General features: G+C 67.9%; 12 protein-coding genes and 1 other RNA gene. 5 read left to right on the forward strand and 8 right to left on the reverse strand.

The genetic code is table 11. The features are described from left to right. The first annotated feature begins 18 nt into the window (after positions 1-18). The 3 genes from WS89_RS10055 to lipA are packed head-to-tail and all read left to right on the forward strand — an operon-like array spanning position 19 to position 3,111. On the forward strand, positions 19-1,023 hold the full coding sequence (locus WS89_RS10055; RefSeq protein ID WP_059504955.1) for an alpha-ketoacid dehydrogenase subunit beta: 1,005 nt from the start codon (positions 19-21) through the stop codon (positions 1,021-1,023). 4 nt (positions 1,024-1,027) lie between these two features. Further along, positions 1,028-2,143: an acetoin dehydrogenase dihydrolipoyllysine-residue acetyltransferase subunit gene (locus WS89_RS10060; RefSeq protein ID WP_059790747.1), complete on the forward strand. Its 1,116-nt coding sequence runs from the start codon at positions 1,028-1,030 to the stop codon at positions 2,141-2,143. 2 nt (positions 2,144-2,145) lie between these two features. Further along, on the forward strand, positions 2,146-3,111 hold the full coding sequence (gene lipA, locus WS89_RS10065) for a lipoyl synthase (RefSeq protein WP_059790748.1): 966 nt from the start codon (positions 2,146-2,148) through the stop codon (positions 3,109-3,111). A gap of 11 nt (positions 3,112-3,122) precedes the next feature. Here the strand turns inward: lipA and WS89_RS10070 are convergent, their stop codons facing one another. The 8 genes from WS89_RS10070 to trxA all read right to left on the reverse strand — a co-directional run bounded on the left by WS89_RS10070 (position 3,123) and on the right by trxA (position 11,718). Further along, positions 3,123-4,478, reverse strand: a complete 1,356-nt coding sequence (locus WS89_RS10070) for an MATE family efflux transporter (protein ID WP_059790750.1) — start codon at positions 4,476-4,478, stop codon at positions 3,123-3,125. A gap of 2 nt (positions 4,479-4,480) precedes the next feature. Then, complete coding sequence (locus WS89_RS10075) at positions 4,481-6,313, reverse strand: ArnT family glycosyltransferase (protein WP_156440529.1); 1,833 nt, start codon at positions 6,311-6,313, stop codon at positions 4,481-4,483. 143 nt (positions 6,314-6,456) lie between these two features. Further along, on the reverse strand, positions 6,457-6,723 hold the full coding sequence (locus WS89_RS10080) for a type B 50S ribosomal protein L31 (RefSeq protein ID WP_011549676.1): 267 nt from the start codon (positions 6,721-6,723) through the stop codon (positions 6,457-6,459). A gap of 157 nt (positions 6,724-6,880) precedes the next feature. Further along, complete coding sequence (locus WS89_RS10085; RefSeq protein ID WP_059790754.1) at positions 6,881-7,714, reverse strand: zinc-dependent peptidase; 834 nt, start codon at positions 7,712-7,714, stop codon at positions 6,881-6,883. A gap of 38 nt (positions 7,715-7,752) precedes the next feature. After that, entirely contained in the window at positions 7,753-9,309 is a 1,557-nt protein-coding gene (locus tag WS89_RS10090) for an MFS transporter (RefSeq protein WP_059790757.1), read from the reverse strand. Then, a complete protein-coding gene (locus WS89_RS10095) occupies positions 9,306-9,806 on the reverse strand; it encodes a MerR family transcriptional regulator (RefSeq protein ID WP_059504942.1) in 501 nt (166 codons plus the stop codon). Before WS89_RS10095 ends, WS89_RS10090 begins: the two co-directional genes overlap by 4 nt. Positions 9,807-9,933: 127 nt before the next feature. After that, complete coding sequence (rho, locus tag WS89_RS10100; RefSeq protein ID WP_006478662.1) at positions 9,934-11,196, reverse strand: transcription termination factor Rho; 1,263 nt, start codon at positions 11,194-11,196, stop codon at positions 9,934-9,936. Positions 11,197-11,391: 195 nt separating this feature from the next. Continuing rightward, a complete protein-coding gene (gene trxA / locus WS89_RS10105) occupies positions 11,392-11,718 on the reverse strand; it encodes a thioredoxin TrxA (RefSeq protein ID WP_006402348.1) in 327 nt (108 codons plus the stop codon). A gap of 387 nt (positions 11,719-12,105) precedes the next feature. On the opposite strand from trxA, the gene ffs reads away from it, so the two are divergent. After that, an RNA gene (ffs, locus tag WS89_RS10110) (signal recognition particle sRNA small type) lies at positions 12,106-12,204 on the forward strand. 127 nt (positions 12,205-12,331) lie between these two features. After that, positions 12,332-14,722, forward strand: a complete 2,391-nt coding sequence (locus WS89_RS10115; RefSeq protein ID WP_059790759.1) for a DNA polymerase III subunit gamma/tau — start codon at positions 12,332-12,334, stop codon at positions 14,720-14,722. Positions 14,723-14,801: the final 79 nt, after the last annotated feature.

A 14,801-nucleotide genomic window follows, 5' to 3' on the forward strand; every position in this document is an offset into this window, starting at 1 on the left:
ACATTCCAGGAGACAGACATGGCAAGGAAGATCACTTATTCACAGGCGATCAACGAGGCGCTCGCGCAGGAAATGGCGCGCGACGACAGCGTGATCGTGATGGGCGAGGACAACGCGGGCGGCGCGGGCGCGCCGGGCGAGGACGACGCATGGGGCGGCGTGCTCGGCGTGACGAAGGGGCTGTTCCACAAGTTTCCGGGCCGCGTGCTCGATACGCCGCTGTCGGAGGGCGGCTACATCGGCGCGGCGGTCGGCGCGGCCGCGTGCGGGATGCGGCCCGTCGCGGAACTGATGTTCGTCGATTTCATGGGCGTGTGCTTCGACCAGATCTTCAACCAGGCCGCGAAATTCCGCTACATGTTCGGCGGCAAGGCCGTGACGCCGGTCGTGATCCGCGCGATGTACGGCGCCGGCCTGCGCGCGGCCGCGCAGCACTCGCAGATGCTCACGTCGCTGTTCACGCACATCCCGGGGTTGAAGGTCGTGTGCCCGTCGACGCCGTACGACGCGAAGGGGCTGCTGATCCAGGCGATCCGCGACAACGATCCCGTGATCTTCCTCGAACACAAGCTGCTCTATACGCGCGAGGGCGATGTCCCGGAGGAATCCTATGCGATTCCGTTCGGCGAGGCGAACGTGATGCGCGACGGCGACGACGCGACGATCGTCACGTACGGCCGGATGGTGCATCTCGCGATGGACGCGGCCGCGACGCTCGCGAAGGACGGCATCCAGTGCGACGTGATCGACCTGCGCACGACGTCGCCGCTCGACGAGGAAACGATTCTCGAGAGCGCCGAGCGTACCGGGCGCGTGGTGGTCGTCGACGAAGCGAACCCGCGCTGCTCGATCGCGACCGACATCGCCGCGCTCGTCGCGCAGCGCGCGTTCCGCTCGCTGAAGGCGCCGATCGGGCTCGTCACGGCGCCGCATACGCCCGCGCCGTTCGCCGGCGTACTGGAAGACCTGTATATCCCGTCCGCCGATGCGATTGCGCAGGCGGTCCTGAAGACGAGGAGCTGACACGATGTCGATTCACATGATCACGATGCCCAAGTGGGGGCTGTCGATGGAGCAGGGGCAGGTCAACGGCTGGCTGAAGGCGATCGGCGAACGCGTGGCGAAGGGCGACGAGGTGCTCGACGTCGAGACCGACAAGATCTCGTCGGGCGTCGAGTGCGCGTTCGACGGCACGCTGCGCCGGCAGGTCGCGCAGGCGGGCGAGACGCTGCCCGTCGGCGCGCTGCTCGGCGTCGTCGCGGCCGCCGATGCGAGCGACGCCGACATCGATGCGGCGATCGCCGACTTCCAGCGCGATTTCGTGCCGAGCGCGGCTGCCGACGAGGCGGCCGGCCCGCAGCCGGAGAAGGCGCAGATCGGCGGCCGCACGATCCGCTTTCTGAAGCTGGGCGACGGTGCGGGCACGCCGGCCGTGCTGATCCACGGCTTCGGCGGCGACCTGAACAACTGGCTGTTCAATCACGCGGATCTCGCCGCGCACCGGCCGGTGTGGGCGCTCGATCTGCCCGGCCACGGCGAGTCGGGCAAGGCGGTCGAGACCGGCAGCCTCGACGAACTGGCCGACGCGGTGCTCGCGCTGCTCGATGCGCAGCACATCGAGCGCGCGCATCTGATCGGCCATTCGATGGGCGGCGCGGTTGCGATGGCGGCGGCCGAGCGTGCGCCGCAACGCGTCGCATCGCTCACGCTGATCGCGAGCGCGGGGCTCGGCACCGACATCAATCGCGCGTACATCGACGGCTTCGTCGCCGGCAACAGCCGCAACACACTGAAGCCGCACCTCGGCGCGCTGTTCGCGGACAACGCGCTGGTCACGCGGCAGCTCGTCGAGGATCTCGTCAAGTACAAGCGGCTCGAAGGCGTGCAGGCCGCGCTCGAGAAAATCGCGCATGCCGCGTTCGACGGCGCCGCGCAGCGGCGCGTGTTCCGCGACCGGCTCGCGACGCTTGCGCCGCGCACGCTCGTGATCTGGGGCGAGCGCGATCAGGTGATTCCCGCGCAGCATGCGCAGGGTTTGCCGGACGGCGTGCGCGCCGAGGTGATCGCCGGCAGCGGCCACATGGTGCAGATGGAGGCGGCCGCCGACGTGAACCGCCTGATCGTCGCGTTCCTCGGAGACTGACGATGGCCGCCGCGCTCGAACGACCCAGTCTCACGGCGCTCGGCCAGCCCGGCGCGCGAAGTCGCGACAAGCTCGCGCGCATTCCGGTGCGCGTCGAGCCCGCGGTCGGCGCGGTCTTGCCGAAGCCGCCGTGGCTGCGCGCACGGCCGATGATGAGCGCGGCGGTGGCCGACATGGCCGCCGTGCTGCGCGAGCATCGGCTGCATTCCGTCTGCGAGGAGGCGATGTGTCCGAACATCGGCGAATGCTTCACGCAGCGCACCGCGACCTTCATGATCATGGGCGGGCTGTGTACGCGGCGGTGCCCGTTCTGCGATGTCGCGCACGGCCGTCCCGAGCCGCTCGATCCCGACGAGCCCGCGCGGCTGGCCGATGCGGCGACGGCGCTCGGGTTGCGCTACGTCGTGATCACGTCGGTCGACCGCGACGACCTGCGCGACGGCGGCGCCGCGCATTTCGCCGCGTGCATCGCGGCGGTGCGCGCGAGCGTGCCGGGCATCGGCGTCGAGGTGCTGACGCCGGACTTCCGCGGCCGCGTGGCCCGTGCGCTCGACGCGTTGTCGTCGGCGTGGCCCGACGTGTTCAATCACAACATCGAGACGGTGCCGTCGCTGTACCGCGCGGCGCGGCCGGGTGCCGACTATCGCGGCTCGCTCGAACTGCTCGCGCAGGCGAAGGCCGCGCGGCCGACGCTCGTGACGAAATCGGGATTGATGCTCGGGCTCGGCGAACGCGACGACGAGGTGCACGACACGCTGCGCGACCTGCGCGCGCACGAGGTCGACGTGCTGACGCTCGGCCAGTATCTCGCGCCGTCGGCGCACCATTTGCCGGTGCGGCGCTACGTGAGTCCGGATGCCTTCGCCGCCTGGCGCGACGAGGCGCTCGCGCTCGGTTTCAGGGAAGTCGTCGCCGGCCCGCTCGTGCGGTCGTCGTATCACGCGGCCGACGTGCTGGAGGACGCGTAGCGCGCCGCGCGTCAGGCCGCGGCGGTGGCGTGCGCGCGGCCGACGCGGCGCAGGTACAGCACGAGCCCTGCGCCCGCCAGCATCAGGCTGACCGTGTTCGCGAACCAGAAGCCGCGCGCGCCGGTCAGCCACGCGGGCGCGATGCCGCCGACGTCGAAGCCGAGCACGTAGCCGCCGCTGAGTCCGACGCCCCACAGCGCGACCGCATAGATCACGGTCGGCACGACCGCCACCTTGTATGCGCGCAGCACGAACGCCGACGTGACCTGCAGTGCATCGAACACGTGGTAGCACGCGACGATCGCGACGAGCGGCATCGCGGCCTCGGCGACGGCCGGGTTCGGCGTATAGCCGCCGATGATCAGCGGGCGCAGCGCGAACACGAGCACGCCGTAGGCGGCCGCCACGCCGCACGCGAACATCACGCTGTGCCGGCCGAGCAGCCGGGCTTCCTCGGTGCGCCCGGCGCCGAGCGCGCGCGCGACGAGCGTCGACGCCGCCACGCCGATCGACAGCGGCGTCATGTACAGCACCGCGCCGATGTTGCCGGCGATCTGGTGACCGGCGAGCGTCGTCGTGCCGAACTGCGCGATGAACAGCGCCATGCACGTGTACGACGTGACCTCGATCAGGTACGACAGGCCCATCGGCACGCCGAGCTTCAGGATCGCCTTCTGGCGCGCCCACACGGGCCAGCAGAAGCGCGAGAAGATCGCGAGCGGCGCGAACACGTCGAGCTTCGCGAGCAGCGCGTAGCCGATCAGCGCGAGCGCCCAGTTGATCAGCGTGCTGGCGAGCCCGCAGCCGGGGCCGCCGAGCGCCGGTACGCCGAAGCCGCCGAAGATGAACCACACGTTCAGCGGAAACTTGAGCAGCAGCGCGCCGATCTGCAGGATCATCGCGAGCCGCGGCTTGCCGGCCGCGTTGGTCAGCGCGTTGTAGATGCGGAAGACGAGGCTGGCGGGCAGCCCATACGACAGGATGCGCAGGTAGTCGACGGTGCGGTCGTGCAGCGCGGCGGGTGCGTGCGCGACGCGCAGCAGCGGCTCGGGAAAATGCAGCAGCAGGAAGCCCGGAATCGAGAGCAGCAGCGCGAGCCACAGCGCCTGGCGCACCTCCTCGCCGATCTCGGCATAGCGCCGCGCGCCGTACAGTTGCCCGGTGATCGGCTGCAGCGCGGACAGGATGCCGGTCAGGCCGATGTAGATCGATACGTAGATCGACGAGCCGAGCCCGAGCGCGGCGAGATCGACGGCCGAGTAGCGGCCGACCATCGCGGTGTCGATCACGCCGAACGCGATGATCGCGAGCTGGCCGACCAGCACCGGCCATGCGAGACCGACGATTCGGCGGATGTCGCCGAGCATCGTCAATCGGCCGCCTGGCGGCGCGGCGGACGCCGCTTGACGGGCGTCTTCGGCCGCTCGATGCGCTCGTACAGGCGGAAGCGCTCGTCGCGGTCGGCGACGCGGCGGCCTTCCCAGACGAGACGCCACACGTATTGCGACATCGCGCTCGGCTCGCCGAAGTCGGCGCGGTCCTGGCGCAGGATCACGTCGCAGTCGCCGGAGAAATCGAAGTGCATGTTGCCGAAGTACGCGAAAGTCGCGATCTGCGCGTCGCCGAGCCGCACTGGCGAAATGCATTCGTAGTCGGACGGCAGGTGTACGGCGATCTGTTGCGCGACGTCGCGATAGGTGCGGCCGTAGTTGACGATCGGCAGCCACAGCGTCATCAGCAGCACCCACATCAGCGTGGTGCCCGCGCTCGACAGCACGACGCTGCGCCACAGCACCTTCGGCTGTCGCGAGACGCGCCAGCGCACGAGGAGGCACCAGCACACGGTGACGATCACCGCGCAGACGAACGACAGGATCTTGAAATGCGGCTCGTAGCCGGGCACGAGGCGCGCGAGGTTGCGTGCGAGCGGATGCGGGAAGCCGGTGAGCGACGCGAGCCACACGAGCCACACGAAGGTGCCGAGGATCGTGAAGCTCAGCACGGCGAACCAGTCGATCGCGTTGATCGCGCCGCGCTTGAGGGTCGGCAGCGCGAACGTCGCGAGCACCGCGAGCGGCGGCAGCAGCAGCATGTACATGCGGTTCGACTGCTGGCTTTGCAGGATCACGAGCGCGACGAGCGGCACGGCGACCGACAGCGGAATCGCGATGTGCGCGCGACGGCGCATGCCGGCCCAGCTCCACCACGCCCAGATCGCGAGCGGCCACGCGGGCCACGTGAACAGCGGCAGGTTCTTCGCCGCATAGCCGAGCACGGCCGTCGGCGGGCCCGAAAAGCGCATCAGGCTGCCGTGGATCCACTGGTTGAAGAACCACGCGGCGTCGTCCGGCGCCGCGACGAAGGCGGCGAGCGGCCAGAGCGCGAAGATCGCGGCCGCGAGCGGCACGCCGACCAGCGGCAGGCGCAGGTTGCGCATCTCGGGCGTCACGAGCCACAGCGCGGCCGTGCCCGCGAGCAGCGCGACGACCAGCACCGGGTTGCCGGACAGCGCGACGAGGCCGATCGCGAGGCCCCACCACAGCGCGCCTTGCAGCGGCTTGTCGATGCCGCGCACGATCCCGTAGACGAGCATTGCGATCCACGCGAACTGCGCAAGCTGCGGCGTCGTTTCGTGCCCGCGTTCCGCGAGGCCGAAGCAGGCGACGAGCACCAGTAGCGCGCCGTCCGCGAGCGTACGGCCGTAGTCGCGCGGCTCGGGTTCGCCGCCGAATGCATATTTGAACGGTTGAACCTCGGCGCGCCGGCCGAGGAGGTAGGCCGCGTACCAGACGAACGCGCACGCGACGCAGAACAGCACGCCGGTGTCGACGCGCGACGCGTTGCTCGCGTCGACCCACGGGCCGAGGCCGCGGATCGACAGCGCGCCGAGCCAGTAGCCGAGCGGCCCGTCGGTCGTGATGAACTTGCCGACCAGGTTCGGCAGCAGCCAGTCGTGCCAGCCGCCCTTGGCCATCGTCCACATCACGCCGAAGCCCGCCGCATCCTCGTTTTTCCACGGGTCGCGGCCGAACAGGCCGAACGCCGCGTAGACGAAGCAGAGCGTGAGCAGCAGCCAGCGCGGCAGCGCACGCGTGGCGGAGGCGGTGAGACGGACGACAGGCTTCATGCAGATGAGCGATTTGTTATGGGCGGGCGGCCGGCGCGGTCGCGCGCGGTCGAGCCGGTTTCGAGCATCCGGCATTGTAGTCGCGCCCGCTGTTGTGCGTCAGGTCGTTGCCCGGGCGCGGGGTGGCGCCTGCCGGGCGAGCAGAGACAAAAAAGGGCAGCCTGGGCTGCCCTTTCGTGCGGTACCGGTGCGTTGCAACCACCGGATCGGTGCAAAGCTTACTTTGCTGCAGCCTTGCCGTTCGCGCGTGCGCCGAACTTGTTCTTGAACTTCTCGACACGGCCTGCCGTGTCCATGATCTTTTGCTGACCCGTGTAGAACGAGTGCGATTCCGACGACACTTCGATCTTGGCGAGCGGGTAGGTCTTGCCTTCGTGTTCGATGGTTTCACGCGTCTGGATCGTCGAGCGCGTGATGAACTTGAAGCCGTTCGACATGTCTTGGAAGACGACTTCGCGGTAGTCCGGGTGAATGCCAGGTTTCATGATTTTCCTTGGTGATAGCGGTAGCCAACCCGCCGCTTGCCGTGTCGAGCCGCCCCGATGGGAGCGATTCGGCCGCCGTCAAGCCCGGCGCGAGCCACTTGCCTAAGGTCGAAAAACGGCGATTATGCCAGAAAATCAGACGGTTGACGAATAATTTTCATGGCGCGTCGAGTGCGCCGGTGCCGGCCGGATCCTGCCGGTAGTAGCGCGCGAGCAACCGGTACAGCTCCGGAAATTCGGACTCGAACGCTTTCGGCCGCACGAACAGCGCCTCGCTGCACACCGCAAAGAATTCCGACGGGTGATCGGCCGCATAGGGATCGATCAGCGAGTCCCGCTCGAAGCGTGCCCACGCGCGGTCCGGCACCGCGTCGACGCGCGCGCAGAACTGGTCGTACGCGTGCTCGAACACGTCGGCCCATGCCTGTGCGTCGAGATGCGGCGCATGCCAGCGGCGAAAAAGGGGCGGATAGCCGTCGGCCGCGCCGTTGACCATGTCGATCTTGTGCGCGAACTCGTGGATCACGACGTTGTACGCGTCCCGGCCGTCCGTCATCTGCGCGTCTTCCCACGACAGAATCACGGGGCCGCCTTCCCAAGCCTCGCCGCTCGCATCCTGCTCGACCTCGTGGACGACGCCGTCCTCGTCCTGCACGGTCTTGCGGATCACGAATTCGCCCGGATACACGACGACGCCGACCCAGCCGTCGTACAGCGACAAGTCGAGATTCAGCACGGGCAGGCAGGCCTGCGCGGCGATCGCGACGATCATCGCGTCGGTCAGTTCGAGCCCGTGCGCGGTCGAAAACGATTTTTTCGCGACGAACAGGCTCGTCAGCTCGCGCAGCCGGCCGAGCGCGTCGGGCGGCAAGGTCGCGAGGAACGGCAGGCGCTCGACGGTTTCGTGCCACAGCGCGTCGGGAATCGGGTGGCTGCGCAGCGCGCGGTCGCGGCGGCGGTCGTCGAACCAGCGGGTCAGTTTCGAAAGCATGGAGGCTGCGGACGAAAATCCAAAGCCTGTCTTTTAACTCAATCGATCTGTTTTTGCCATGCCGCGAAGAGGCCGCCGACGAGCGCCACGCCCGCGAGGAAGTAAAAGCCGTCGAGCGACGTGAGGAACGACGCCTGTTGCGCCACCATCCGCGCGATCGACGCGATCGCGAGGCCGTGCGCATCGTTCGGTGCGTGGCCGGCGGCCGCAAAGCCGCGCGTCAGCGCATCGACGGTCTGCTGGAACAGCGGATCGAACGCGTTCGCGCGCTCGACGAGCCGTGTCTGGTGCACGGCCAGCCGGTGCTGCTCGACGATGATCACCGATGACGTCGCGAACGAGATCGTCAGTTGCCGCACGATGTTCTTCAGCCGGTAGCCGTGCGTGTATTCGTCGATCGCGAAAATCCGGAACGTGAGGTTCGCGACCGGCAGCACGATGAACAGCAGCAGCAACCCGCGCAGCAGCAGCGGGACGATCAGCGCGGCTTCGCCGACCTGCGGCGTCATCCGCGTCATCCACAGCGCGGCCGTGACGGCGATCGCGAACCCCGGCACGACGAACCACTTCTTGTGCGTGACGAATTTCGCGTAGCGCAGGTAGGCGAACAGTGCGGTGGCCGAGATCAGCGACATCGTGCCCACCAGGCGCCCGGCGTTCTCGACCGGGTAGCCGAGCCCGCCCTCGAGGAACCGCGACGTCAGGTAACTGAAGCCCGTCGTCTCGTAGTAATAGAACATGTAGAGCAGCAGCCCGATCTGGAACGTCCGCTCGCGAAACGCGTGCAGCCGCACGAGCGGCGTCGGGTGATGCCACTGGTGATACGCGAACCACGCGAGCGCGCCGAGCCCCGCGATCGTCAGCACGATCAGCATCGGCGAGCCGCTGTAGAGCTGGTAATGCACCTGCTGCAGCACGATCTGCAGCGCGCCTTGCGCGAGCGCGAACACCACGTACGGCCAGAAGTGTCCGGAACCGCGTTCGTCGTCCGGCGTGCGGCCCGAATCGGGCAGCGTGAGCAACGCGAGGATCGCGAACGCGATGCCGGCCGGCGCCGTGCACGCGAACAGGGCGCGCCACGTCGAATGCGCGACCAGCAGCCCGCCGACGATCGGTGCGAGCGCGCTGCCGAGCAGGATCATGATCAGGAACGCACGCGTCGCGGGCGGCCGTTCCTGCGGCTTGAAGCTGATCTGGATCAGGATCCGGCACGCGCCCATCATCGGGCCGATGAAATAGCCCTGGAAGCCGCGCGCGAACGCGAGCGCCAGCGACGTGTCGGCCAGCGCCGCCGCGATCGCGCCGAGCGAGAACATCAGCATGCAGCCCGCGACGTAGCGGCGATGGCCGAGCCGGTCGACCCACCATTGCTGCTGCAGGATGCCGAGCACGGCCGCGACCGCGTAGGCGCTCGACGACCAGACGAGTTCGTCGGGCGACGCGTTGATGCCGCCCGCGATGTAGCTCGCGAAGAACGAGAAGACGGCGTTGTCGAAGTAGTCGATGCCGGTGACGAGCGCGAGGGCCCACGGGAACAGGTCCCCGCGCAGGTTCGCGCGGCTCCACAGCGGCGGCCGGCCGGGCACCGCGTTCATTCGCGATCCTTGCGTGCGCGCCGCGTGCCGGCTTCGGCCTGCCGCTGCGCGATCAGCGCGTCGGCGTTTTCGCCGGCGAGGCGCCGTTCGACGTAGTCGATGTCGTGTTGCAACTCCTTGCGCAGCGCGACGGCCTCCTTCAGTTCGCGCTGAACGGCCGCGATCCGCCGGTCCAGCGTCTCGATCTGCCCGGCGAGGCCGGCGCGGATCTCGCGCAGCGACGCCTCCGAATAGCGGCGCCGGCCGTCTCCTGTTTCTTCCAGCGGGCGCTTCAGCATTTCGGTGATGCCGTGCAGCGAGAAGCCGAGCGCACGCAACCGCAGGATGCGCGCGAAGCGCTCGAGGTCGGCTTCGTCGTAAAGGCGGTAGCGGCCTTCGCTGCGCGACGGCGTAACGAGCCCGCGCTCTTCGTAATATTTGAGCGTGCGCGGCGTGACGCCGAGCCGCGAGGCGGCGTCGCTGACGGTCAATAGCGGGGTGGAGGCATCGTTCGGCATCGGTCAGGGAGATTCGGCGGGACAATGACGCGATTATAGATCAACCTGTACGTTCACGTTCAGGTTTGGATCGAAAAACGGCCGCCGGCAAGGATGCGCGGGCGGCCGTGTCGCAGAGCGGGGGCGATCAGCCGCCGCGGCGCATCAGGTCGAAGAACTCGGAGTTGCTCTTCGTCTGGCGGATCTTGTCGAGCAGGAATTCCATGGCCTCGACTTCGTCCATGTCGTGGATGAACTTGCGCAGCACCCAGATCTTCTGAAGGATCTCGGGCTTGATCAGCATTTCCTCGCGGCGCGTGCCCGACTTGTTCAGGTTGATCGACGGATACACGCGCTTTTCCGCGAGGCGGCGCTCGAGGTGCACTTCCATGTTGCCGGTGCCCTTGAACTCTTCGTAGATCACGTCGTCCATGCGGCTGCCGGTTTCGATCAGCGCGGTGCCGATGATCGTCAGCGAGCCGCCTTCCTCGATGTTGCGCGCGGCGCCGAAGAAGCGCTTCGGACGCTGCAGCGCGTTCGCGTCGACACCGCCCGTCAGCACCTTGCCCGACGCCGGAATCACGGTGTTGTACGCACGCGCGAGACGCGTGATCGAGTCGAGCAGGATCACGACGTCATGCTTCATTTCGACGAGGCGCTTGGCCTTCTCGATCACCATTTCGGCGACCTGGACGTGACGCGTGGCCGGTTCGTCGAACGTCGACGCGATCACTTCGCCGGCGACCGAGCGCTGCATTTCGGTCACTTCTTCCGGGCGCTCGTCGATCAGCAGCACGAACAGGATCACGTCCGGGTGGTTCTGCTTGATCGCGTGCGCGATGTGCTGGAGCATCACGGTCTTGCCCGACTTCGGCGACGCGACGAGCAGGCCGCGCTGGCCCTTGCCGATCGGCGCGATCATGTCGATGATGCGGCCGGTGACGTTCTCTTCGCCGCGCATTTCGCGCTCGAGCGACAGCGGCTTGTTCGGATGCAGCGGCGTGAGGTTCTCGAACATGATCTTGTGTTTCGAGGCCTCGGGCGGCTGCCCGTTGACTTTGTCGACCTTCACCAGCGCGAAGTAGCGCTCGCCGTCCTTCGGCGTACGGACTTCACCTTCGATGGTGTCGCCGGTGTGCAGGTTGAAGCGACGGATCTGCGACGGGCTGATGTAGATGTCGTCGGTGCTCGCGAGGTACGACATTTCCGGCGAGCGCAGGAAGCCGAAGCCGTCCGGCAGCACTTCGAGCGTGCCGTCGCCGAAGATCGTCTCTCCCGTCTTGGCGCGCTTTTTGAGAATGGCGAACATCAACTCCTGCTTGCGCAGGCGGTTCGCGTTTTCGATCTCCAGGCCATTGGCCATTTCGATCAGTTCGGACACGTGCAGAGACTTGAGCTCGGATAAATGCATACGGAGAACCCGCCAGGGAGGAGAAGCGACGAAAGAAAATAAGGGAGGAGGGCGAGCGGAGGCGCTCAGAGACTTAAATGCGTCTTGCCGACGTTTTTTAATTCTAGCATAGGCCGATTCGCGCTTGAGCGAGCGATCGGCGGCTTGACGACGGACGTGTTGCCGACTGACAACACGTCCGCGGAACTGCCGGTATTACAGGTGGCTGTCCAGGAATGCGGTGAGCTGCGACTTCGACAGCGCGCCGACCTTCTGCGCGGCGGCCGCGCCGTTCTTGAACAGGATCAGCGTCGGGATGCCGCGCACGCCGAATTTCGCGGGCGTGGCCTGGTTGTCGTCGACGTTGATCTTCGCGATCTGCAGCTTGTCGCCGTAGTCCTTCGCGACTTCGTCGAGGATCGGGGCGATCATCTTGCACGGGCCGCACCATTCGGCCCAGAAATCGACGAGTACGGGCTTGTCGGACTTGACGACGTCCTGTTCGAACGATGCGTCGCTGATGTGTTTGATCTGTTCGCTCATTGGGTCAATACCTCTTACGGTTCGGGGACTGCCTGCTTGCGCGTTGCGGCGTACCGGCCGCCGTAGGCTGCCGGCCGCTGCGGCAGGTCACTCCGCCTTCCGGAAAGGGGGCGTAAGCGCTGCATGCCGCGGCTCGCGGGTCGTTCGGGCGTCATATTAGCCTAAATTGCTATCTGCTGCGGGCGGCGATAGTAGCCGCTACGCGAGTAGGGGTACGACGCGACGTTCGACCGTTGTGCCATGCAGGTGGAGGCCGGTCCGCGAATTACAAGGGGCGCGCCGCATTCAACGTGTCCGATCGAACGACGTGCCGGTTTGTCCGGCGACATTCGCATGGATGCGAACAAACGGTCGCATTCGTCCGGAAGCAGTGATAGAATATGCCGTGACGGGCCTCCTCGCATGGTGGGGCGGTGAACCTGGTCAGGTCGGGAACGAAGCAGCCACAATCGTTTTCCGCCAGTGCCGAGGGTTGGGCTCGTCACCTTCCTTCTCGCCCCGTTCGCAGGGCGTTTTTTATTTCTGCGTCACACTCCGTTCGACCTGCGCCTTGCCCGTGTTCCGCACCGTTTCGCGTGTCGGCGCGACGCAGCGTTACTGATACAATTTCCCGATGACCTATCAAGTTCTCGCACGCAAGTGGCGTCCGAAGGATTTCGCTTCGCTCGTCGGCCAGGAGCACGTCGTCAGGGCGCTCACGCACGCGCTCGACGGCGGGCGTCTCCATCACGCCTATCTGTTTACCGGAACCCGCGGTGTCGGCAAGACGACGCTGTCGCGGATCTTCGCGAAGGCGCTCAACTGTGAAACCGGCGTCACGTCGCAACCGTGCGGTGTGTGTCGCGCCTGTCGCGAGATCGACGAGGGCCGTTTCGTCGATTACGTCGAGATGGACGCGGCGAGCAACCGCGGTGTCGACGAGATGGCCGCGCTGCTCGAGCGTGCGGTGTACGCGCCCGTCGATGCGCGCTTCAAGGTCTACATGATCGACGAAGTGCACATGCTGACGAACCACGCGTTCAACGCGATGCTGAAGACGCTCGAAGAGCCGCCGCCGCACGTCAAGTTCATCCTCGCGACGACCGATCCGCAGAAAATCCCTGTCACCGTGCTGTCGCGCTGCCTGCAGTTCAACCTGAAGCAGATGCCGGCCGGGCACATCGTGTCGCATCTCGAGCGGATCCTCGGCGAAGAGCGGATCGCGTTCGAGCCGCAGGCGCTGCGCCTGCTCGCGCGCGCCGCGCAGGGCAGCATGCGCGACGCGCTGTCGCTGACCGACCAGGCGATCGCCTATTCGGCGAACGAGGTGACCGAGTCGGCGGTGTCGGGCATGCTCGGCGCGCTCGACCAGACTTACATGGTGCGCCTGCTCGACGCGCTCGCGGCCGGCAGCGGCCCGGAAATCCTCGCGATCGCCGACGAGATGTCGCTGCGCAGCCTGTCGTTCTCGACCGCGCTGCAGGATCTCGCGAGCCTGCTGCACCGGATCGCATGGGCGCAGTTCGCGCCGGGCTCGGTGCTCGACGAATGGCCGGAAGCGGCCGACCTGCGTCGTTTTGCGCAGACGCTGAGCCCCGAACAGGTTCAATTGTTCTATCAGATCGCGACCGTCGGGCGCGCCGAACTCGGCTTGGCGCCGGACGAATACGCCGGTTTCACGATGACGCTGCTGCGCATGCTCGCGTTCGAGCTGGCCGTTGGCGCCGGCAGTGCGCCGGGTGGTCAGCCGTCCGTGCCGCCGCGTGCGGTGCCGGCGCCGACGCCGCGTGCAGCCGCGGCACCCGCCGCTGCGGCGAAGCCGGTATCGGCCGCGCCCGCTGCCGCAGCACGGCCGCCCGCCGCGGCGCCGGCCGCGCCGGTCGCACGTTCGGCGTCGGCGCAATCAAGCGACGAAGCCGAGCGGCCGGTCATCAAGCCGGCTGCCGTCCCGTCATCGGCAGCACCGGCAGCACCGGCAGCACCGGCAGAGGCGGCGGCACCGGTAGCGTCCGACGCACCAGCGATCGAGCCGCCGCAGCCGGAAGCGAAGGCGGCGCCCGCAGGCGACATGCCGCCTCCCGCGCGTAAGGAACCCGAGCCGTCTGCCGTTGCCGCCGTGCAGCGAAACGACGAACCGGCTCCAGCGGGCGAACCGGCGCCGCGCGCCGCATCGCCCGAGCCCGCCGCCGCGCGGTCGACGGCACGCGCAGGCGGTGCCGCCGCCGCGCTCGACGTGCTGCGCAATGCAGGGATGCGCGTGTCGTCGGACCGCGGCCGCGCAGGCGCTGCCGCCAAGCCGGCGGCAGCCCAGCCGGCTGTCGACAAGCCGGCCGCGCCGCGTCCGGCTGTCCAGGTGCCGACGCCGCGTGCCGTTGCGCGTGCGCCGCAGGCAGCCGATTCGCGTCAGCCGTCGCCGCCTTGGGAAGACATCCCGCCCGACGACTACGTACCGCTCAGCGCCGACGAGATGTTCGGCGGTTCCGACGACGGCTTCGTGCCGGCATTCGACAGCGGTCCCGACGATGTGCGCGTGACGCCGAAGCCGGCGGACGCGCGTCCGGCCGCGCCGATCGACTCGCGCCCGTTGCCGCCGGCGATCGCGCTCGATCCGATCGGCTTCGACGGCGAATGGCCGGCGCTGGCCGCGCGGCTGCCGCTGAAGGGTGTCGCGTATCAGCTCGCGTTCAACAGCGAGCTGACGGCCGTCGATGCGACGGCATTGAAATTGTCCGTGCCGGTGCCGCAGTATGCGGACGCCGCGCAGGTGGCGAAGTTGAAGGCGGCATTGGCCGATGCGCTCGGCAAGCCGGTCGAGGTGAGCGTCGAGGTCGGGCCTGCGCGGCGCACGGCGGCGGCGCTCGATGCGGCCGCCCGCGCGGCGCGCCAGCGCGAAGCCGAGCAGGAGATTCACGGCGATCCGTTCGTCCAGCAGCTCGTGCGCGAGTTCGGTGCGCGCATCGTCGACGGCTCGGTGCGCCCGCTCGCCGATTCGGCGCCGGACGGCGCGCCGCCGACGCTGCATTGAACCGAGCGCCCGTCGACAGGCACAATCACGCCCCGCACACATTGGCCGGCACGCGCCGCGTGCCGGTTTTCACACGATC

Source organism: Burkholderia sp. MSMB1072 (assembly GCF_001524725.1).
In the GTDB taxonomy this organism is placed as follows: domain Bacteria; phylum Pseudomonadota; class Gammaproteobacteria; order Burkholderiales; family Burkholderiaceae; genus Burkholderia.